This is a genomic window from Bdellovibrio bacteriovorus, assembly GCF_041888015.1.
GTDB lineage: Bacteria > Bdellovibrionota > Bdellovibrionia > Bdellovibrionales > Bdellovibrionaceae > Bdellovibrio.
The window spans coordinates 1,842,249-1,863,117 of the sequence record NZ_CP168968.1 but is presented as its reverse complement, the minus strand read 5'-3'; the positions used below and the strand labels follow the sequence as shown (position 1 = coordinate 1,863,117).

Below are 20,869 nucleotides of genomic sequence, written 5' to 3'. Positions count from 1 at the left end.
TATGTTTCAAAGTTTTTCCCAGGATTTTTCCAAGTACAAAGACACTACGTTTATTAATTTAAACAACGGCACTTTGGGACTAAGTCCTTCGATCGTGATTGATCAACAGAAGGCTGAACTGGAGAATTTTGAACGAAACACCTCATCCGGCTATGGCGATGCCTGGGGCCGCCTGTGGAAGATTCAACAGGGTCTGGGACAGTTTCTCAAATCCCGACCTCAGGATCTTTTTCTGCGCCCCAATGTCACCTTGGCTTTGAATGAAATTATCATGGGGCTTCAACTCCCCGCCAATTCCGAAATTCTGACGAACACATTTGAGTACGGAGCCATCGTCAACATCCTGAAGCACAAGTGCCAGCGCGATGGGTTATCTTTGCGCACAGAGGATTTAAGCGCGCTTTATGAGTGTTCTGATGATGAGGCTGTGATTGAAGTCATTCTAAAAACGATTTCACCTAAAACAAGAATGCTTTTAATCAGTCATATTTTCACCGGCAATGGCCTGATTGTTCCTCTGGGAAAGCTGGCTCGGGCTTTGCGGGAAAAGGGCGTTTTACTGGTGGTTGATGGGGCTCATGCCCCGGGACTGCTGAATCTGGATTTCACCCAGGATCTGGCCGAGGTGGATTATTATGCCGGGAATCTTCATAAGTGGTTTATGGGCCCAAAAGGAACGGCCTTTGGCTGGGTTCACCCGGATCATCAAAGATCGATGAATCCTCAATACGGATCATGGACCACCTCAGAAAATCCACCGCCAAATATGGCAAGTTTTGGCCACTCTGGAGAATTTGCATCTCGCATGCTGTGGTCACATTCGCAAAGTTTCTCTTCGTACTACGGTTTGGAATCGGCTTTGGCGTACTGGGATCTGCACAGGCCGGAAGTGATTCGCCAACAGATTCAAATGAGAATGACTTATTTGAAAAACTCTTTGGATGTTGCGGGAGTTTCCGTGCTGGCAAAAAACTACAACTCTGCTTTTTTATGTTACAACAGCAGTGAGTTTTCCAAAGCGCAATTCCAAGGGATTTTCTTAAAAGAGACCCCTTTGCAAGTGGGACTGCCACGCTTGCCAGGTGCTCAGATTCTGCGTCTGACTCCACACATTCACAATACTCAAGTAGAGCTCACAGAAGCTGTTCGGATTCTTAAGAGCCATCGCTAGCTCTGAAAAACAGACTCCCCGTGCTTGTCTAAAATCTGATCGGCTGCTTACGCAAATTGCGCTTTTCTCATTCTGAGACGGGGAGTCCTGCTCTCCCCGCCTTCTAGATCCTTTATATTGCACATTACTGAGCACGGGCGTTGCTTTAGTAAGTTCCTGAAGAAGAGGAGTTTGCTTATGTCTTGGCATAAAGTGACGCATTTGTTCTTGTCTTTTTGGATGACCCTGGCTTTCTTGAGTCCTGCTCATGCAGCCCCGATGTGCGAATACGTGTTCGCAGATCCACAGATTAAAGCCCGTGGCGTTGATTTCGGCTTAAGATCCGAAGGCAAACAAATGCCGACTCCCAAAGAGCTTTTAGCCTATAAAGAGGTTAAAGCGGAACTTTGGAGCACTCTGAAACTTCTTTCCCCTAAAAGACAGGCTGAAGTCGAGCACTTGCTGGCTGCGGTGGAGTTCTTTGACTACACTCACACAGCCAAACAAATTCTTCCGAACTTCCTGGAAGGCACCAACAAGCCTTTGGATTTCACTAAAATGTATGACCGCGGCGAGCTGACGGAAGGTGCTCCGTTTAACGGCTTCATCAATGCCCGCGACAAATATCTAAGAACAGAAAAACCACCAGTCACGGCCGAGCTTCTGACCGAGATCCACAAGCGCATCATGATGGATGGAGTTGAAGGAATTCAAGCTCATCAATTGGGTGTATGGCGCAACGGTCACTGGATGGGTAACGTTGCCGGCGAATTCAAAATGAAGCCTAAAGAGGTGGAAGTTGTTAAGGAAAATCCTTACCTTTCCTTCGAAGAGGGCGCTCACGACCGCAGCAACTTGAATGAAAACGTATGGAGAAACATCAAGATCTGGGGCAAACACAAAGACATGGTTATGGAGACAGGCGACACGACTTTGATCAGTGGCCGCATCCACTATCCTTATGTCACAACTCCAAAACAAGCCACGGTGGATATCATCAAAGACTCCCACCCGACTGTATATAAAGAAATCATGGAGTACCGCGCTCAGAGCGGTACAAGCTTTAGAGGCCAGGGCCCAACGGCTCTAGAACAAGCCTTCACCAAGGCTTTGGTTGAAGAACGCTTTGCACGCTTCAACAAAGAACGCGCGGAACTGGGTGAAATCCGCACTGGCATCAATGAACAACGCTATATCGACATCGTGGCAGACTTGCAGCGCGATCTGGTGGCAATCCACCCGGTTCTTAATGGCAACGGTCGCACGACTCGTTTGGTGATGAACTATCTTCTGACTAAAGAAGGTCTTCCTCCAGTACGCCTAGTGGACCCTTTCCTGGATGTTCAGGTTTCTCAAAAAGAATGGCGTGAATATGTTCACAAAGGTGTTGTTAACAGCGCCCAACTTCAGGCAGATATCACTTTCCGTATCAAAAACGGCCTGACAGTTGAGTACTCTCCAGAGCTTTTGTACCCAGGCCTGCCTGAGATGGTGAATATCTCCTTGAAAAAGCAGGGTTCTGCGAAAGAAGTTGAAAACTATGCGCAGACCAAACTGAATAGTGACCAGTTCGGTGCTTTCTTGAAGACTTTGGTGCAGACACATCCACAGTTGAAACAAGAAATCCTGAACGATCGCCTGCGTGCGATGTCCCGCCTGTCTGATATGTTTGTGGAATACTATAAATCCAAAACGGTTCGCTTCGTCCATGAAAAAGACGGCGAACGTGAAATCGGTGTTCGTTTGGTTGAGCCGGACTTCATCGACAGCTTCGGTGTAGTTCGCTCCAGCTCCAAATCCCAGTGGGATGCTAAAATCAACCGCTGGTATGACAAAGACATGTTGGTATGGCGTGGTCTTTCCAACAAAGTGAAGGAACCAACCCGTCAGGAATTGCTGGAATACTTCAAGAAGCCAGCGACTCACTTGGCTTCCAACAGTGTTCTTAGAACGATCCGTAATGGCACTCCTTTACTGGAGGCCATCAAGCAGGACTTCGCTCTGTATAACAAGGAAACCCTGAACGGCGATATGATTGAAATGGCCATCGATCATCACAGAAGTGGTCCTAAGTACGGAATCTCTTACGGCTACTCCACGTCCAAACGTGAAGTGGTTGGTAAAGCCTTCGCCATGGGTGCGATGGTTGTTGGTGAGTACGGTAAACACATGGATCCAGCGCTTCAGGCTCAGTTGAAATCACGTATCAACGTGGCCTCTTACCGTGCCATGAAAGACGTTGATTTGGGTCGATTGAAAGCCTTCGACAATGACTTTGCTTACACATATGGCCGTCAGGCTGAAGTAATGGGTATCGGTGCGACTGATCCAGACGCGGTGATGCTGATCCAAAGACTGGATGCCACAGGAAAAGTCATGGAGACATTGCTAAGAAATGTAGAAAGACCGAATGAAATTATGGTGATCGAGGGCCGTTATGTCCCAGGAGAAGGCCCTCTACCAACAGAGAAAATCAAGGAGCGCCTGTTTATTCGGCCAGCCACTCCTTAAAGCCTAGCTTAAGGGCAGCGTCCAAGTCCTTACGATCGATCTCGTAAACATTGGCGTTGCCTGTTGGCGAACCACACAACTGAATACGCATCATCCCATCGTTCTGATTGGAAGCTGAAAAGACCTGAATGCCCTTCAGGTCTTTTTGCATTTCAGCCACAGGAACTTGCTTTCCCTGACCACATTGCAAAGAGCCATCGTATTTAAACACCTTCACACGATCCGTCGATTTGGACTTTTCCACAATCACCTCGCTGGCAGCGGCGTTCTTTTTAGCATCTTTTTGAGTTCGGCAGTTGCCGTGAGTGCACCCCACCAACAACGCCAAGACAGGCAACAGTACAAGGAACTTCTTCATAGCTTACTCCTAAAAGTAAGGGGTTCTAATCCATCCAGCATCCATAGCCCATAGATTTGCTTCACCCGAGATGAAGTAAACCCGGCCATTTTTCTCATCCACCTGAGGCGATGACAGGATTCCGCGACCTGGTTCAAAGCCACCGATCACAGCCCCGGAGTTCGCATCCATAAAGCGCAAGAAGCCCTGAGATTCACCAAAAACCAAGACCCCTTTGTAGGACTTAATCTGTGTGGCAATGCCTTCTTTCAGCTTATAGGACCAAATTTTATCACCATTGCTTTTCTTCAAAGCAACGACTTCGCTGTTGGTTGTCGGGTAATACAACTTCTCCCCGACGATGGTCACAGCACTGTAACCGCCACCATCGACACGCCAAAGGACTTCACCTTTGTCTGCAGAAATACAGAAGAGCTTATCATCATAACCCGCCACATAGATCTGATTGCCATCCACCACAGGGGTCGCATCAATATCACGGAAACGTTTATTGCGATTCAATTGAACTTCCCAAACCGCAGATCCCGTTTTCGCATTCAAAGCGACCAAGGAGCCGTCAGAGAAGCCAACATAAAGAATACCGTTATTCAAAGCAGCCTGACTGCCGCCACGAATCGAGAACTGAGAAGTGTCCTGGCGGGAATACAACCAAAGCTGACGCCCTGTTGCTGCATCCAACGCATAGAACACGCTATTGCCAGCCAGGAAGTAAACGATCCCTTCGTCCAAAAGCGGAGCCGCCAGATTTTCAGACTTGGTCGCGAAGGTCCACTGAACCATTCCGGTGCTGGCTTCGATAGAGTAGAAGTTTCCATCGCTCGCCCCGACAAAAAGACGGTCGCGAATCAGTGTGGCACTGGGTTCAGCGCCATTGGTGATAGGAAGTCTCCAGCGTTCTTGGCCGTTATCGCGGTTGTAAGCCACGATGCCGTCCATACCATTACCCTGGATGATCAGATCCCCGGCCAAAACCGGAGTCATGCGATTGATTTTACGGAATCCCAGATTGTCTTTTTCGGTAGTGCGACGAACCCAGGCGGTTTTGACTTCATATTCACGCTTGCTGTTGTTCAGGGAGCTCCATTTTTCCAAACCGGAGTTCAGAGTGGAGCACCCAACCAAAGTCATCAAAAGAGCGCCAAGCAGGACAATCTTCATTGATATCCCTCAATAAGGACTAAAGGTTTTTCTTCGCTTTCAAAAGACGAAGATATTTTTGTGCTTCTTTGGAAGCGGCGAAGTCCGTAGTGTTCAGATCTTCTTTTTGTGCAACTTCGGTGTAAATTGCTTCTGCCTTAGCCAGGTCGTTCATAGACTCAAAGCACAGACCCATACGAAGTTTTGCTTCGTCGTGAGCAAATGCCAAACCTTTAGAATCGACAAGCGTCTGCCATTTTTCAACAGCGCCTTTGCAATCACCCTTGTCTGCCAAAACATTCCCGATTTGCATCAATACAAGACCCGTCAACATGTCACCTTTGGACAAACCGGCCTCGACTTTCGCCAAAGCCGCAGACGCCTCGTCGGATTTTTTGTAGTTGATGTAGATTTCGCTCAGATTCAACGCAGCCATTTGAGCGGCTTTTGTCTTAGGAGCTTCATTGATGAAGGATTCAAGTCCAGCAATAACAGTTCCATAGTCCTTCTGAAGATCGCCAGAAGCTTTTTTAGATGGATCAAATGCTGGAACATTCTTTTTATCTTTGCTTTGAGCATTGATAACTTCAGCACGAGCCGCTTCTTCAAAGCCACGTTTTTTCTCAGTATAGGCTTTTTCCAGAACGAAGTATTTTTCTTGCTGTTCCGTCTCTTTCTTGTTGGAAAGATAGCTCATAAGAGACATACCAGCTCCCACAACCACAAAGACAGCCACGGCTGAGATCACAAGTTTGGAATGGCCCGTAGTCCATACGAAACCTTTTCTCAAAGTTTGTGTAACCTGATCTGGGGACTTCAAATCGTCTTTAGAAATCTTCGTGCTCATTCTTCCTCGCTGAAACGGCTAATTAAAATAAGTATTTACGAGGAAAGATTGTTCTTTGGTCGAGAGGGGTTGTCAATCACTCGGCGCATAAAAAAAGGGGCCTTTCGACCCCTCTGGCTATCGCCGAACTAGCGATTATGAACTTCGCGAAGCGTTGTGAACGCGCGAGAAGATTTACCTGGGTGACGCTGTTTCAGGCGACCAATTGTGTTGATACGCTCTTCAGCCAAGCGGTCCGCAGCAGTGTGGGTACCGATATTGTCACGTTTTGCAATTTCGTAAACCTTAAGCATGTTGTCGTAAACACGCTTGGTTTTTTCAAAAGCACGATCCGGAGAATAACCTTCAAGCTCAACGAAGACGTTCATCAAGCCACCTGCGTTGATAACGTAATCCGGAGCGTAAAGGATGCCCAATTCTTTCAATTGGTCACCGTGACGAGCTTCAGCAAGAATGTTGTTCGCGCCACCAGCAATGACTTTAGTTTTGAACTTCGTGATGGACTGATCGTTAACAATTGCACCCAAAGCACAAGGAGCCAGGATATCGCACTCAACGAACAAAATGTCGTCAGAACTAACAGCCTTAGCACCGAACTTGTCTGCAATGCTTTTAGTGCGGTTCATGTCGATATCAGCCACAGTGATCACCGCGCCTTCTTCAACCAGATACTTCACCAAATTAGATCCTACGTTACCCAGACCTTGAACGGCGATTTTCATGCCCTTCAAAGAATCGGTACCAAATTTTTCTTTCGCAGAAGCCTTGATACCCATCAAAACACCGTGCGCAGTGTAGGGAGATGGATCACCAGAACCACCGAAGTCCTTAGGGATGCCAGTCACCCAAGGAGTCTCCATATAGATGTGCTCCATGTCCTGAACAGACGTACCGACGTCTTCAGCCGTGATGTATTTACCATTCAAAGAGTTTACGAATTGACCGAATGCACGGAACAAGCCTTCAGATTTTTGAGTTTTAGGATCGCCAATGATAACAGCTTTACCGCCACCCAAGTTCAGGCCGGAAGCCGCTGCTTTATAAGTCATGCCTTTGGATAAACGAAGAACGTCAACAAGAGCCTCGTCTTCGTTCTTATAATTCCACATACGGGTGCCGCCAAGTGCAGGCCCCAAAGCCGTGTTGTGAATAGCGATAATCGCTTTCAAACCAACATGAGGGTCGTTACAGAAAACAACCTGCTCATGATCACCATGCTTAGAGATAATCTCAAAAGTTCCCAATGTAGGCTCCTTCATTTTTGAATTGCCGGACGATCATGGGTCCAATTGAGTAAAAAGACTAGCGTTAATGCGGGGTATAAGGTGAGGCCTCCGCATTTTCATTCAGAGGCCTATATTATCAATTAAACTACATTTTTTCAGGTGCAGGCATCCCCAGAACGTTCAAACCGTTCTTCAATACCAAACCAACAGCGTTACTCAAAGCCAGACGAGCTTCACGAGTGGTCACGTCCTGCTCGGTGCCGATCGGACACTCGTGATAAAAGACATTGAAGCTCTTTGCCAAGTCATACAAATAGGTACAAATCGCAGAAGGCTTGAAGTTTTCTGCCGCCGCCGCGATCGCTGTATTGAAGCCCCCCAAGGACTGCATCAACTGCCTTTCAGAGGCGTGAGTCAGACGGCTCCAGTCGATAGTCGCGCCTTCAGTGCGCGGGAACTTGCGCCCCAAACTGGAGATACGTGCATAAGAATACTGCACAAATGGTCCGGACTCCCCGTCCAGCTTCAACCATTCATTCATATCAAAGACGATCTTCTTGTTCGTATCCATACGAAGCATGCCATAGAAAATTGCACCCTTGGCCACCTGGCCGGCGATCTTTTCCACATCCGCCTCGGACCATTCACCTTTATAACGACTCAGATAAGTCGTCTTCACGTGGTCTTCCATGCGGTGAACCAGCTCACGCAATGGCACGATATTGCCTTTACGGGAACTCATCGCACCATCCGGAAGCTCGACATAGTTGTACTGAAGGTGGAAGCAGTTTTTAGCCTGCTCAAAGCCCAAAATTTCCAGCACACGGAAGACTTGCTTAAAGTGCAAAGCCTGGCGCATGTCGACGACATAAACGCTTTTTTCAATCTTCACATCTTCAAACTTGTGTTTGGCCAACAACAAATCTTTCGTGGCATAAAGACCGGTGCCGTCGGACTTCAAAAGCATGCAGAAGCCGAGCTTTTCAGACTCCAGATCCTTACCAATAGCGCCTTGAGACATCTCAAGTTTGCCTTCAGCGTAAAGTTGTTTCACCCACGCCGCCGACGGAGAATCCATTTCAGATTCAAAGTACCATTCATCAAACGTGACGTCCGCCCAGGCATAGACCTTCTTCATCAGTTCGATAGACCATTCGCGGGTCTCCAGCCATAGATCATAGTATGGCCCGGTCTTACCTTCCAGCTGATGTAAAATCGCTGTCAGTTCCTGGCGATTGATATCTTCCTGAGGCGTGCCGTTTTGATCTTCCAACAACAAATTAGCCTTGGAATACATGCGACCCAGCCATTCACCTTTTTCGGTGGCAGGTACGGGTTCTTGATTGTGCTTTTTCATATACCAAAGACACTTCGCCACGTGCGTACCCATGTCGCCCGGGAAGGTCGAAGAAACGATCTCGCGTCCGCTATAACGAAGCATACGAACGATCGCATCGCCCAGACAAAGATTGCGCATATGACCCACATGAAGTTCTTTATGCGTGTTCGGCTGGGAATACTCGATCATGGTTTTTGGGGATTTTTCCACCAACGGCTTTTTAAAGAAAGAATTATCCAGAATGGTGGATAAAACCTGTTCGCCGTGAGTTTGCTCGCTAAAGCGCATATTAATATAAGGACCAGCCGCAACAGCCGTCAAAGCGCCTTTGGATTCCTGAGTTCCCGAAGTTCCCATCAGCTCAGCCGCGACAGCCGCCGCCACTTGCGGGGGAGCTGCTTTCAGGTTTTTAGCCAGAATAAAGCATCCAAACGCCAGATCTCCCAATTCGGATTTTGGAGGATTCACCAGAGACTTATAGATGTCATCCTCAAGAGCAGAAACATCGGTACCTGGATAAGCGCGACCAATCGCAGTTTTAAGTAAGTTCGTCGCAAGTAATCGAATGGAGTCGTGTTTAATCATAGACCTTTCCAGAAGAAAAAGACGCCCGCCCAGGCGAGTGAAACAAGAAGGACAACTATACTGGTATTTCTGTGGAATTTCAGGTCTTTTTTCAAGACTTGAAGCTCTGTTTGCAGGCGATCGCGTTCTAAAAACACTCCTTGCAGATCTAAAGACAGCTTTTCAATCTCTTCTTTGCGGGTTTGACGTTCCAAGCCCAGCTCTTGAAGAGCCTGCTGATGCAGCACCTGAGGACTGGACCCCAGGAAATAGTTCGGCGTCAGACCCGGGATCTTTTCACGCAGGGTCAAATACCACTGCAAAGCCCGCCAAATATGCGGGGGAGCCTCATCCCCCTGCTTCACCCAACGAGTCCAACTGGAAGGGTCGACCAAAAGAAGTTGCGCCATCTTGCGCTGAGAAAGCCCCAAATCAGCGCGGATTTTCTCCAAATCCCCGATCTGATGCTGGATGACTTGAACCTGAGCCTCGTAATGCATGCGCAGAGAGGTCTTTGAACGAGGGCCTATTTCATCCTCGATAAAGCTCTCGTTTAAAGTGGCCTTTTGAAGCGGGTCCTCGACCAGCCCCTGGAGATCCTTTTCCATTTAAACCCCTCTGGACTGTTGTAATTCACAATATTTATATTGTTTTTCACAACAAAAGACGTTGTATAATACAGATATAATTCCAGAAGTGATTTTGGAAGGTCAAGCTAAGTTGTTGAAACCACAAAAGAATCCATCAAGGCATAGCCCAGCATACCCTTTTTCAAAATAGACTAAAGCTTATAGCTGTATTCCACAGTGCTAAGTTATTGTAATTATTGATATTTATTTGCATGAATATTTGGTGCCGCACTGTTGATGCGTTGCATCTAATCAAACCTAGACTCGACTAAACAAAATATTTATACCTATCAGCACTTTGAATGCGTGGCGTCATGAATACCCCTTGTCAAAGCCCCTCTTCATTTTGAATGATGAATCATGGCTTCGGCACCTCGGTATCAACTCAACAAGAACAAATATCTTCTCGCACCCGAATCGGAACGTTTGCGAAAAATCCTCACAGATTTTCAAGACAAGGACCCACGCAACTGTTTGATGATTTGGACGGCTTTGCGAACTGGAGCCCGCGCCCAAGAAGTTTTAAATATTCAAAGGTCAGATCTGAACCCCTACGATGAAAGCATCTTTATCCGGGGTTTAAAGAACTCCAATGATCGGGAAATTCCGGTTCATTCGGCCTTTTTCGAAAGGCTTCATCGCTTCGCCGAACAGCAAGGCGGAACCTCGGTTTTTCCGATTTCATACAATCGACTGTTTCAGATCTGGGAATTGTATCGCCCCGTCCCAAAGAAGTTCCACTCTTTAAGGCACACTTTTGCGATTGAGCTTTATCAGAAGACGAAGGATTTAAGACTGGTCCAGGTGGCGTTGGGACATCGAAATATCGCCAACACCATGGTTTATGCGGATTACGTTTATTCTCAGCAAGAGTTACGTAAACTGATTCTTTAGTTATTCATCGATACTGCGAATTTCAGTCGCCAAGCGGTCAAACTGCTTTTCTTCAGAAGCACGATAGTTGGATTTTTCCTTTTTAAACGCCAACAGATCTTTTCTGGTTGGAGCATTGTAGGAAGTGCCGGAGTTTTCAACCACAACAATGCGCTCACGCATTTGCTGTTGAGCTGCCACCTTGTCGCGAGTCGCCTCAAGATTGTCCTGAACAGTATGATGAAGTTCACTTTGTGCTTTGGTGTTTTCACTGATCAAAGCATTAAAATCCGAGATCTTAGCAAAACTGATTGCTGGGATCAGGGTCATAACTGCGATTACTACTTGCTTCTTCATACTTACTCCTTGCTGGATACCTTTAACTAAAGCAAGGCTGATGCCACCCCACGCCCCCTTAAATTGCTTTAGACCGCAAAACCCCGGCAAAGTCGCTTACAACTGTCTAAGAAGTAGTTATCAATTCTTGTAATGAAACAGAATTAGCCCTATGGTGAAAAGTATATTTAATAGGTGTCTCAGAATGATAAAAGCCCTTTTCCCCACCTTCGTGTACTATGCACCCCTGGCTGGAAAAACCGCCCCGGGCATTGCTAAATTAAACAAAGAACTTAAAGCCGAATCCCTGAAGATCGCTGAGATCGACGAGGAAGGTCAGCTTTGGTCTCAAAAAAACTATAAGGGCGGCTACACTTCTTACGGATCCATGAGCCAGCTTCATCAGTTTTCCTCCACGTTCGGTGACTTGCAAAAAATGCTGGATAAACACGTCCGCAAATTTTCCAAACATCTTGAGATGGACATCAATGCTCGCGAACTGCAGATGACTTCCTGCTGGGTGAACATCATGCCGACGGATGTGATTCACACCATGCACATCCATCCCTTATCTGTGATCAGCGGGACTTATTATGTACAAACTCCCAAGAACTGCTCGGCACTGAAGTTTGAAGATCCTCGCATGGAGTCCTTTATGGCCTCACCACCACGCAAGCACGACGCAAAGACTCATAATCAGCGCTATTACTCACTGGCCCCCCAAGAGGGGCATGTAGTGCTCTTTGAATCCTGGACCCGACACGAAGTTCCTCAGAATGCTGCCGACAAAGAACGCATCAGTATCAGCTTTAACTATGATTGGGTCTAATGATGCCTGAAGCTGTCGGAATCCAGATAGAAAACTTACACAAGGAATTCGCCGACAAAAGGGTGATTGAGAATCTGAACCTCAACATCGAAGCGGGTTCTTTTGTTTCTATCGTAGGACCATCAGGTTGCGGAAAGTCAACGCTTCTAAGATTGATTGCGGGTCTTGAAACCCCTTCGGCAGGAACGCTAAAAAAGACCTCGGAAAAAGAACTCAACTTCAGCTTTGTTTTTCAGGACCCCAACTTGCTGGCCTGGCGAACCGTCTACGAAAATGTGCGGCTGCCTTTTGAACTGAATGACCAGCTCAAAAAACTTCCCGCCGATAAACAAGATAAACGCATCGTGGAGTCCCTTAAAAAAGTTCACCTGGATGAGTCTCAGGATCTCTTCCCGCATCAACTCTCGGGTGGCATGAAAATGCGTGTTTCCCTGGCACGAGCGCTTGTAAATTCACCACGTCTGCTTTTAATGGACGAACCCTTCGCCGCTCTGGATGAAAGCACACGCTTTGAAATGCAGCGCGAACTGCACTCTCTCTGGCAGAAAGAACGGATGACGGTGGTTTTCGTTACACACTCCTTATTTGAATCCACCTTTTTGTCAGAAAGAATCATCATGCTTAAAGGAGTCGGCGCGCGCGTGGTCTTGGACCAAAAACTTGCGCTGCCAGCAACCAGAGAAGAAAGCCTGCGTACCACGGAAGCCTTCAACAAAATCGTGGAAGGCCTTTCAGAAAGGCTGCGCGCATGAAACGCTTTGTGCCGGCATTGATCAGTTTTGTCCTCCTCACCCTTGGTCTTGAGCTGATTGTGCGTGGCGGGTGGGTGAGTGAGACGCTGCTTCCCTCCCCTTCCATGGTTTTGCAAAGTCTGGCCGAAATGCGCGGCGATTTCACTGTGGCATTCAAAGAAACGCTTTTGAATGTTTTGGCAGGATTGCTTTTAAGTATTACTATCGGAAGCCTGGTCGCATTTGTATTTTCTTTGTCTGAGATTTTAAAGAGAGCCATTTTACCTTTTGCGATCTTCTTTCAGACCGTACCGATCATCGCCATTGCGCCCCTGCTGGTTATTTACTTTGGTTTTGGCTCGCCGACGGTTATTGCCTCCAGCTTCATAGTCTCCATCTTTCCGATCATCGCCAACACCCTGATGGGACTTGAAAGCTCCAGTCAATCCCAGCGGGACTTGTTTCGCATCTATCAAGCCACACCACTGCAAACGCTGTGGAAGCTGAAGCTGCCTCATGCCTATAGCTACATCTATTCGGGCTTTAAGATTTCCGCCGGTTTGTCCATCATTGGGGCTATTGCCGGAGAGTTTGTCGCCGGCGGCGGTTTGGGAGCCATGATTGACTCTGCTCGCACACAACAGCGTGTGGATATCGTATTTGGCGCACTGTTGCTGCTGTCACTTATGGGATTGCTCTTTATTGGCGCCATGGCTTTACTCAATCGGATCATCTTAAATAAACGCCCCTTGGCCACTCTGTCTCAGGAATAGGAGATGCTTATGAAGTCTTGGATCGCTCTTGGAGCTTTTTTGTTTTCTTTTGCAGTTCAGGCTGCCGACACGCCGGTGGAAATTGCCTTAAACTGGAAGGCTGAGCCCGAGTTCGGTGGATTCTATGCCGCCTCTTTGAAAGGGTTCTACAAAGCTCAAGGGCTGGATGTGAAGATTTTAGAAGGGGGCTCTGGCACACCCACAGTGCAAATGCTCGCCAATGGCAAAGTGGACTTTGCCATCGTCAGTGCAGATGAGCTGATTATCTCACAAGACCGAAACAAGCTGAATAAAGTCAAAGCGCTGTTTGCGGTTTATCAAGTTTCTCCTTACATCGTAATGACTCATGCAGAAAGAAACTTTAAGACTCTTAAAGATGTCTTTATCAGTGAAGGCTTTCTATCCATGCAGTCGGGCCTTCCCTATTATCAGTACTTAGTGCAAAAGTTCGGAAAACCCAAAGTTCGTGTGGTCCCTTATCTGGGGGGCGTGGCCAATTTTGTGAATGACAAAACCTTCTCGCAGCAGGGATTCATCACGACCGAGCCTTTGACTGCTGAAAAATCTGGTGCGAAGGTGAAGCCCTTCCTGATTGCCGATGAAGGATTCAACCCTTACCTGGTGGTTTTGGCAACAACAGAGCAAGTTCTAAAAAACAAACCCGAACTTGTACAGAAGATTCTGGATGGCACCCGCGCTGGTTGGGTGGCATATCAAAAAGATCCTAAATCCACCAACGAACATATGGCAAAATTAAACAAAGCCTTTGATCTTGAGACCTTCAATAAGGCGGCGGAAATTCAAAAACCCCTGATTGAGCCGGCGGGCGTGGCGCTGGGAAGCATGAGCGATGAGCGCTGGAATACTTTGGCAGGACAACTGAAGAAATTGAAGTTGATCAAAACCACTCCGAAAGCATCTGATCTCTACGTAAAGTAGAGATCCCGCCAAATATCGCGGGCTGTCTCCTTATTGATGGTCTAACATATAAAGATAATTGTAGTTAATTCCCATGGGCAAAGAACCATCCCAATTTCTTCCCCAACACTTCAGCACGTTGCTGGTCGTTATGCCGCAAGTGCCCGCTTCGACGGCCGCAACCTCTTTGTACTTTGTACCTGAATCAATCAAAGTCGGAGTGGTCCGGTTGCTTTGACTTCCATCTCCCAATTGACCATCGAAGTTATATCCCCAGCAGTAAAGATCATCCGCCATGCTGATTGCGCATGTATGAAACAATCCGACACTGGCGGTTTTAAAAGTCGTTCCGGGCATGACGTCGATTGGCGCTCTGACCGGTGATCCCACGCCGCCTTTAACTTGCGACTGTGTATTAGCCCCCCAGCACATGAGTTTATCGACATCGTCAATAGCACAAATATGCTGGCTGGCGTTCGTCGCAAAAACCCGTTTATAGGTCCCCAACACTTCTTGAGCGCTCGTGAAGTACGACGTCGTCGAATTCACCCCCACACCACCGGAGCTGTTGTATCCCCAACAGCGGATCTTTCCCGGCACTGTCAAACCACAGGTCGTTTCTTGAGATACTACGACGTCTTTATACGTCGTTGAAGTATCAACATGTACGGGCATAATTGAAGAGACTCGATTGCCATTTCCTAGCTGTCCATTCGAGTTGTTTCCCCAGCACTTCATTTTACCGTCATTAGTAACGCCACAATTAAAACGATTGGAAGAAGAAGCAATCTTTGAATAGACAACCCCTCGATCCACCAACAGAGGATAGCTGATTTTACTGGACGTACTGGAATAACCAATACCCATTTGCCCGTCAGCGGTCGTTCCCCAGCACTCCACATTTCCAGCATCGTTAATTTGGCACCCGTAGCTTGTCGTATCAAAATTAAATGCCGTGTTCTTAAGAAGGGCCGACTTTTCTGCGGCAACACTTCTGTTCTGATTAAAGTTAAAGTGGGTGTTGACGGCTCCCCAGCACTTCTCTACTCCAGAGATTGTCTTGTAACATCTTTGGTTTAAAATCTTCTCCACGCTGGTTTCTACCTGCGTCGGAGTTAAAGAGTAAGACTTGCTCAAATAAGAAACTTGGCTCGCACTCGCCCCCATGGAGACAGGACCCCAACAAATCCAATTATTATCCAGAGTCATCGCACAGCTTCCAGCTTCACTTAGAACGACCTTTTTAACGCGGACTCCTTCCGCTATATAGCGAGGTTCTTTATAACTGCCGCCCCAGCAATACAGCTTATCCTCGGAGGTGATTGCGCATGCACGATCACCTGCTAGTTGGACGTCTTTAAACAGCAACGACTCAAACAATCGTTGCGGCTTGATGTTTCCCGAATAGGCAGTTTCATTCCCAAAGTGATAATTAAGCGAATTCCCCCAGCAGATCAGCTCGCCACCTGACTTAAGGCCACAGAAGAATCCACTCCCCGCATCGATCTTGGTCAAAGGGTCAACAGGCATCCCTGCAGGGGATTGAATATGCCCACTGGAACTATTCACAAGCAGCTCCAGATTCCAGCTATTTCCCCAGCAGGAGGTGATTCCGGTCACCGTCATGCCGCAAGTATATAGAGAGCTGGCGGCAGCACTCACAAACGTCCACGAGGAATCCACAAATCCAGGCACACCTGATGTTCCACCTGAGCCATTGCCCAGCTTCCCCGAAGCATCACTTCCCCAGCACTTCAGACGCTGGGCTTGCGTGACACCACAGATATGATCCGCACCGATGCTAACATCTATATACTTTTCCCCGGCATCCACAGCCTGGGGAGATGAGTAGTAAGAACTTCCTGAAGGCACGATGACTCCAGCTGAGTTCGCCCCCCAACAATACAAATCATCCAAAGTGGTGAGTCCACAGGTCAAACCAACACCAGACGAAATCTTTTTGAAGAAATAGCCTCCGATGACCGAAGGAACTAAAGAACTTGCCGTGGAACCATTTGCCAAAACGCCCATAGCTCCCAAACCAAAGCAACTTGTGGTTCCATCCGCCTTCAAGCCACAAACCCATGCACCATTGGATAAACTCCCCCCCGTAGCCAAATCACTCCAACCCGCTTTGGTTTCGTCATCCTGGATATTCAACTCGAAGGAAGGGTTTTTCCCAACTCTATAGTTGACTGGTGATGAGCTTGCCAGTTTCGTAATACCAAGCAAAAGTCTTCGGTTGAATGCATCTGAGGAATCATAGACAGGAATCGAAATCGTGGCTTCAGATTGACCGGCATTGATTATAACGCTTCCACCTACCAATCCATGATGGGAAGATGTCGCCACAGAGTTGGCCAGAATATCATAGAACACTTCAACGTTGTGAATGACCGGGCTCTGCGCGCGAACTTTCAACTGATAGGTGCCGGATTTCTCTGAAACCAGCCCCACCTCTTTTTCGAAGTCGATCTCAATGGGTGGCTGATAATTCCGAACGATAACAGTTGTCGATGAGTTCCCATTATAAAACTCATCGTGAATGAGATTAGGCGCTAATTCCACCCGAACTTCACCGGGCGTGGTAGGGGTCACAAATATCCAGAAGCTATTTTGGGCGGCAGTTATGCGCGCGGTGCCATTTACAATACTTAAGTCTTTCGATGTCGCTAGTTTATCAAAGAAATTTGTTCCAGCTAGCCGATTGAAAGAACCCGTGATCATAAACGGCCCCACGACAGTATCCGTCGGAGGACCGTCAAATACAGGGACAAATTCGGAAGTATTTAACAAGTACGACGCCGTTCCTGCGGGCACGCAGGCTGACTGATTGCCTGCCAGATCCCTCTGCTTAATATAAAAAGATATCGTACCGTCTTCACTGCCGTCTTTTTTGAAATTCAGATTATTCACAGTCACAGAAGATCCAGTAATTTCTGCAGATCCTCTCCGTGTCGAGCACAGTGAATCAACGAAAACCTCCAAGGTTCCCGAGGTCTCTGAAGTAACCCCCGTACCAACGAGTTTTGGAGATGTGGAACACCCCTTAGTCACCGTGGTATAAGTATTCATAAGGCAACTGTGGGTTGGAAGAGATACGGGATTACCTTTCAACATCCAGGCTCCGACGGGGTTGACTGGCGCTATCGTATCCAACGTAAAGAAGTAGTAGGAGGGAATGCAGGGACTCTGATTTCCGGCGACGTCCCTTTGTTTGTAATAGACAAACTTTACCCCATCGTCGACCCCGGCCCCTGCAAAAGTAACCCCGGCTATACTTGCCTGACCTGCGCTAATACTTGCTTGCCCGAACGATGTTGCGCAGGCGGAATCAAAGAAAACTGAGAGCTCCGTATTCTCTTCAAATAAAGTTGTTCCGGCCTGCAGGGTCAAGCTGGTTTGATTGGTATATCCCCCCAGAGCAACGCCTGATATCGCCAAAGATTGCAGATTGACTGGGGGTCTTGTATCAAGAGTGTACTGCAACCCCAGGTCGCCACATGCCGAATCTCCAACCTGCACATAAAAACTCAGCACTCCGTCAGAACGTCCATCACTGGCTAAGGTCAACTGCGCACTTATATCACCCGTCGCACTCAAAAGACCTTCATGAACTTTCAGACTGCACCGAGAATCAATAAAGATTTTAATCGGTTTTGAGGAGTTAGAGCTCTCAAAGTCCAAAACCAGGGTCGGTTGATAATTGCTACTGTTCTGATTTTGAAGATTTTCTAAAAACTGCGCCTGTTGTAAACCGATCTCAGCCGCAGGCACAGAGGGAGGCTGATCAGGACTTTCAACGACAGTCCCGACATCGCTTAACGCAGGAAGCTCCTCCAGGGCTGGAGTACAAGATACCAGGACGGAGACCATCACAATGAAACTGAAGAACACAATCAGATGCTTCATATTAGTTCGCCTCCGGAAGTTCTCTCATAAATAATTGTGAACCCTTTTGCTCATCAGGGTAAACGACCGGAAAATTCACCTTGTTGTTGATTAATAGCATATAGGGCTGCGCCTCAAACTCCCAGCGAGGGGTGTCGTTGGGCTTTTGCACCACGAATAGTGAATTTGAATAGGAACTATAAGTCATGACTTCATAAGTGGAGCTCATGATAAAAGCTCGGCCTTTGCTATTAACAGCATAATCCAGAAAAGACGGCCAGGTTCCCGGGGTGGCTTGCCAGACTCCTCCGTCATCAGAACTTTTAAATATGGTGGAGTTCAACGAAGCATAAATGAATCCGTCAGCGCCTTGCTTTAATGCCACTTTATTCAAGGAGGTCACCAAAGCCTCCTTAACCAAAAGCCATGTCGAGAAGCTTTGGTCTGTTTTATAAATTACATAGTAAGAAACTCCACCGCGCACTTCCTCTCCAGCTAAAAAAATATTCTGCTCATTATGGAAGTAGAGATCGTGAAATACGAAGTTTGTGGCACCCGCAGTAATAGGGAAAAGTTTTTTATCAGTCCAGGAAAGTCCCTGATTCGCACTGACTCTGATTTGCGCCTCTGTTGCCGAAGAAACCACCATAACCAGACTATCGTCATAGGATGTATCCAAATAGGTGATTTTCACAGCAGCGGAGTTCAAGGCGGCGACACTTCTTTCCAACCAGGTGGCACCAGCATCCAGGGAGGCGTAGAGCTTTTCTGCAGGCGCTGAGGTGGCATAGAAATAGTTGCCATCAGAATCCCTGGCCGCATGAGAGAAGCTCAACATGTCAGTCCAGACCGCAGGGAAGGATTCAGCGATCTTCTGCCATTGGCTTCCACTGTTGGTGCTCAAATGAAGAGAGTTCCCCCACTGCCAACTGTCATTGGCGGATTCGGTCGCGAACCAAATATCGCCATTTCGTTTTTTCGCAATGAACAGTGGGGCCACATCGTAGGGTTGACCCCACAAAAGTTTTTGCGGCGATGCCCAGGAAAGTCCTTTATTTGTGGAATAGGATGTCCACCCTAGACTTATCTCGGCAGTGTCATAGAAAAATCCCACTATATCTCCGCTAGGAAGGGTCATCAATGGCCCGCCCTCTTTGTTACATCCCCCGCAGGGCAAGTTCACGTCAGGGACCTTGGACCAAACTCCTGCGACTCGTCTATGAGCCTCGACCTTGTCGCCTGAATAGCCCGAGATCACCAATGTGTCATTATCAGAAGCCAGCGCGATCCCTTGACCATATCCACTGACACCCGTCGCGTACTCTTCCGTCCAAGTCAGACCTGCATCCGTAGTTTTTAGAACTCTCATCTGATTGGCAAATGTTCCCACCAGATAAAACTCAGTGGCGGACTTGAACGTCATTTGAAGGAATGATTCCCAAAATCGTGAGGCTATCGTGACGGCCGGAACACTCACATCAGTCCACCCCCAGGTGCCTCCGCTATAAACGCCCCTGCGAATTGCCAGATTTCCGCCAACCTTTCCCACGGTCAAAAGATTTCCAGAGGGATCAACCTCCACGAGATAGCCTGTACCGGCATTGCTGTCTATCTTATTGAATGTTGAGCCGCCATCACCGCTTTCATAGACTTCCCATGTGCTGGCCACTCCCTCGCCGATCGTATAAACTTTGCCGCTCGAGTTTACCGCGATACCGTAACAGGCATACGCCCCCGCCAACTTATGAACGGTGGACCAGGTCAAACCGTCATCAGTTGTTTTTCTCACCGCCCAATCATAACTGCTGGAGGTTCCTTCTGTGCCACAAGCGTAGGCGGAACCATCCGGGGATGCGGCGATCGAGTGCCCGTAGGTCTCTTCATCATACCGCCAAATAAAAATGTCGGATTTATTCCAAGTCCTGCCGTTGTCAGTGCTGCGAAAAGTGATCCAGGTATCCATCCATATGGCAGACTCCGCCATGGTAATGGCAAGCAAAACTCCGCTGGCCGTTCTGGTCACATCTTTTCCGATCGCGTAAGATGCGGCTATAGGCAGTGACTTCACCTGAAAGTTTGTCTGTTTGAATCCACGCACCGAAATCTTCGCCTGATCCTGAGTCCCGTTGGCATCAGTCACTGTCACCGTATCCTGCGCATCAGGAGCAGCTAACGGAACTTTATAGTTGAGGTTTGTGGTATTTAAGTAACCCGATCCGCCGTCAGCAAAGCTGTAACTGGGAACACCGTCTGCCACGGCAAAATACAAAGACTCTCCGGTAAGCAGATCCAGAGATCTGAAGTTCAGTCTCAACTTCAATACCAGAAACTCAAACAGCCGCGAAAATGTCCACAGCGGATTCAAAGCGTCGTCGACAGGAACAATTTCTGCTTTGTAGTAGTGCTGATCTGAAAAGTTGCAGTTTGGAAGATCCATCGACACGCCAGTGACGATCACAGGCGCACAGTGCTCGACAGCACCGTTGGCTTGCATAATTCTGACTCTGTACTTTTGATTGTTATCCCCGGCCCATTCAAAGTTGGCGTGAACAGAGGCTTTCAAAAGATCGTCGCGATCTGGGTCGTTTTCTCCGATCACCTGGAATTGCGATGCCGGAACTAGGGTCCCGGGTTTTCCTGCGATTCCGCTCATTTCGGAAAGTCGGGCCTCGAGAGAGCATCCCGACAGAAAAACCATCAAAAGCACCATAGACACGATTCCGAATACGTTCATGTAAGATTAATCGGAATAATCTG

Annotated in this window: 16 protein-coding genes; 7 read left to right on the top strand and 9 right to left on the bottom strand. The window is 47.8% G+C overall.

Going from position 1 to position 20,869, the window contains the following annotated elements; all coding sequences use genetic code 11:
• Nucleotide 1 precedes the first annotated feature (1 nt).
• Together ACES2G_RS09005 and ACES2G_RS09000 are read left to right on the top strand one after the other, a co-directional pair.
• The gene (locus ACES2G_RS09005) at nt 2–1,171 is read left to right on the top strand and encodes an aminotransferase class V-fold PLP-dependent enzyme (RefSeq protein ID WP_374001858.1); all 1,170 of its coding nucleotides are present in this window, start codon (nt 2–4) and stop codon (nt 1,169–1,171) included.
• Between the two features lie 177 nt (nt 1,172–1,348).
• Complete coding sequence (locus tag ACES2G_RS09000) at nt 1,349–3,661, top strand: Fic family protein (RefSeq protein WP_347356372.1); 2,313 nt, start codon at nt 1,349–1,351, stop codon at nt 3,659–3,661.
• Here the strand turns inward: ACES2G_RS09000 and ACES2G_RS08995 are convergent.
• The 6 genes from ACES2G_RS08995 to ACES2G_RS08970 all read right to left on the bottom strand — a co-directional run bounded on the left by ACES2G_RS08995 (nt 3,639) and on the right by ACES2G_RS08970 (nt 9,740).
• Complete coding sequence (locus ACES2G_RS08995) at nt 3,639–4,019, bottom strand: hypothetical protein (protein WP_347356373.1); 381 nt, start codon at nt 4,017–4,019, stop codon at nt 3,639–3,641. The genes ACES2G_RS09000 and ACES2G_RS08995 overlap by 23 nt on opposite strands.
• A gap of 9 nt (nt 4,020–4,028) precedes the next feature.
• On the bottom strand, nt 4,029–5,177 hold the full coding sequence (locus ACES2G_RS08990; protein ID WP_347356374.1) for a PQQ-binding-like beta-propeller repeat protein: 1,149 nt from the start codon (nt 5,175–5,177) through the stop codon (nt 4,029–4,031).
• Nucleotides 5,178–5,196: 19 nt separating this feature from the next.
• A complete protein-coding gene (locus ACES2G_RS08985) occupies nt 5,197–6,003 on the bottom strand; it encodes a tol-pal system YbgF family protein (protein WP_374001856.1) in 807 nt (268 codons plus the stop codon).
• Nucleotides 6,004–6,131: 128 nt separating this feature from the next.
• The gene (locus ACES2G_RS08980; RefSeq protein ID WP_347356377.1) at nt 6,132–7,262 is read right to left on the bottom strand and encodes a Glu/Leu/Phe/Val dehydrogenase; all 1,131 of its coding nucleotides are present in this window, start codon (nt 7,260–7,262) and stop codon (nt 6,132–6,134) included.
• 112 nt (nt 7,263–7,374) lie between these two features.
• On the bottom strand, nt 7,375–9,153 hold the full coding sequence (gene argS, locus ACES2G_RS08975) for an arginine--tRNA ligase (protein ID WP_374001855.1): 1,779 nt from the start codon (nt 9,151–9,153) through the stop codon (nt 7,375–7,377).
• Nucleotides 9,150–9,740: a hypothetical protein gene (locus ACES2G_RS08970; RefSeq protein WP_374001854.1), complete on the bottom strand. Its 591-nt coding sequence runs from the start codon at nt 9,738–9,740 to the stop codon at nt 9,150–9,152. The genes argS and ACES2G_RS08970 overlap by 4 nt, the downstream gene beginning before the upstream one ends.
• A gap of 381 nt (nt 9,741–10,121) precedes the next feature.
• Here ACES2G_RS08970 and ACES2G_RS08965 point away from each other — a divergent pair, with 381 nt between their 5' ends.
• Nucleotides 10,122–10,655: a site-specific integrase gene (locus ACES2G_RS08965; protein WP_262552077.1), complete on the top strand. Its 534-nt coding sequence runs from the start codon at nt 10,122–10,124 to the stop codon at nt 10,653–10,655.
• Here ACES2G_RS08965 and ACES2G_RS08960 read toward each other — a convergent pair whose 3' ends face one another.
• Nucleotides 10,656–10,991 (bottom strand): hypothetical protein, encoded by a 336-nt coding sequence (locus ACES2G_RS08960; RefSeq protein ID WP_347356383.1) that lies wholly within the window; start codon nt 10,989–10,991, stop codon nt 10,656–10,658. It abuts the gene before it with no gap.
• A 184-nt stretch (nt 10,992–11,175) separates the two neighbouring features.
• On the opposite strand from ACES2G_RS08960, the gene ACES2G_RS08955 reads away from it, so the two are divergent.
• The 4 genes from ACES2G_RS08955 to ACES2G_RS08940 are packed head-to-tail and all read left to right on the top strand — an operon-like array spanning nt 11,176 to nt 14,242.
• Entirely contained in the window at nt 11,176–11,799 is a 624-nt protein-coding gene (locus ACES2G_RS08955; protein ID WP_347356385.1) for a 2OG-Fe(II) oxygenase family protein, read from the top strand.
• The gene (locus ACES2G_RS08950; protein ID WP_374001853.1) at nt 11,799–12,551 is read left to right on the top strand and encodes an ABC transporter ATP-binding protein; all 753 of its coding nucleotides are present in this window, start codon (nt 11,799–11,801) and stop codon (nt 12,549–12,551) included. The genes ACES2G_RS08955 and ACES2G_RS08950 overlap by 1 nt, the downstream gene beginning before the upstream one ends.
• Nucleotides 12,548–13,303: an ABC transporter permease gene (locus ACES2G_RS08945; RefSeq protein WP_374001852.1), complete on the top strand. Its 756-nt coding sequence runs from the start codon at nt 12,548–12,550 to the stop codon at nt 13,301–13,303. Before ACES2G_RS08950 ends, ACES2G_RS08945 begins: the two co-directional genes overlap by 4 nt.
• Nucleotides 13,304–13,312: 9 nt before the next feature.
• Nucleotides 13,313–14,242, top strand: a complete 930-nt coding sequence (locus tag ACES2G_RS08940) for an ABC transporter substrate-binding protein (RefSeq protein WP_374001851.1) — start codon at nt 13,313–13,315, stop codon at nt 14,240–14,242.
• 30 nt (nt 14,243–14,272) lie between these two features.
• Here the strand turns inward: ACES2G_RS08940 and ACES2G_RS08935 are convergent, their stop codons facing one another.
• Together ACES2G_RS08935 and ACES2G_RS08930 are read right to left on the bottom strand one after the other, a co-directional pair.
• Nucleotides 14,273–18,133: an RCC1 domain-containing protein gene (locus tag ACES2G_RS08935; RefSeq protein WP_374001850.1), complete on the bottom strand. Its 3,861-nt coding sequence runs from the start codon at nt 18,131–18,133 to the stop codon at nt 14,273–14,275.
• A 1-nt stretch (nt 18,134) separates the two neighbouring features.
• Entirely contained in the window at nt 18,135–20,846 is a 2,712-nt protein-coding gene (locus ACES2G_RS08930) for a WD40/YVTN/BNR-like repeat-containing protein (RefSeq protein WP_374001849.1), read from the bottom strand.
• Between the last annotated feature and the right edge of the window lie 23 nt (nt 20,847–20,869).

Excerpts from the sequence above, each read along its gene's own strand:
- ACES2G_RS08935 (WP_374001850.1), bottom strand. The coding sequence starts at position 18,133 with ATGAAGCATCTGATTGTGTTCTTCAGTTTCATTGTGATGGTCTCCGTC.
- ACES2G_RS08970 (WP_374001854.1), bottom strand. The coding sequence starts at position 9,740 with ATGGAAAAGGATCTCCAGGGGCTGGTCGAGGACCCGCTTCAAAAGGCC.
- ACES2G_RS08955 (WP_347356385.1), top strand. The coding sequence starts at position 11,176 with ATGATAAAAGCCCTTTTCCCCACCTTCGTGTACTATGCACCCCTGGCT.
- ACES2G_RS08940 (WP_374001851.1), top strand. The coding sequence starts at position 13,313 with ATGAAGTCTTGGATCGCTCTTGGAGCTTTTTTGTTTTCTTTTGCAGTT.
- ACES2G_RS08985 (WP_374001856.1), bottom strand. The coding sequence starts at position 6,003 with ATGAGCACGAAGATTTCTAAAGACGATTTGAAGTCCCCAGATCAGGTT.
- ACES2G_RS09005 (WP_374001858.1), top strand. The coding sequence starts at position 2 with ATGTTTCAAAGTTTTTCCCAGGATTTTTCCAAGTACAAAGACACTACG.
- ACES2G_RS08990 (WP_347356374.1), bottom strand. The coding sequence starts at position 5,177 with ATGAAGATTGTCCTGCTTGGCGCTCTTTTGATGACTTTGGTTGGGTGC.
- ACES2G_RS08945 (WP_374001852.1), top strand. The coding sequence starts at position 12,548 with ATGAAACGCTTTGTGCCGGCATTGATCAGTTTTGTCCTCCTCACCCTT.
- ACES2G_RS08965 (WP_262552077.1), top strand. The coding sequence starts at position 10,122 with ATGGCTTCGGCACCTCGGTATCAACTCAACAAGAACAAATATCTTCTC.
- ACES2G_RS08980 (WP_347356377.1), bottom strand. The coding sequence starts at position 7,262 with ATGAAGGAGCCTACATTGGGAACTTTTGAGATTATCTCTAAGCATGGT.
- ACES2G_RS09000 (WP_347356372.1), top strand. The coding sequence starts at position 1,349 with ATGTCTTGGCATAAAGTGACGCATTTGTTCTTGTCTTTTTGGATGACC.
- ACES2G_RS08950 (WP_374001853.1), top strand. The coding sequence starts at position 11,799 with ATGATGCCTGAAGCTGTCGGAATCCAGATAGAAAACTTACACAAGGAA.
- ACES2G_RS08995 (WP_347356373.1), bottom strand. The coding sequence starts at position 4,019 with ATGAAGAAGTTCCTTGTACTGTTGCCTGTCTTGGCGTTGTTGGTGGGG.
- argS (WP_374001855.1), bottom strand. The coding sequence starts at position 9,153 with ATGATTAAACACGACTCCATTCGATTACTTGCGACGAACTTACTTAAA.
- ACES2G_RS08930 (WP_374001849.1), bottom strand. The coding sequence starts at position 20,846 with ATGAACGTATTCGGAATCGTGTCTATGGTGCTTTTGATGGTTTTTCTG.
- ACES2G_RS08960 (WP_347356383.1), bottom strand. The coding sequence starts at position 10,991 with ATGAAGAAGCAAGTAGTAATCGCAGTTATGACCCTGATCCCAGCAATC.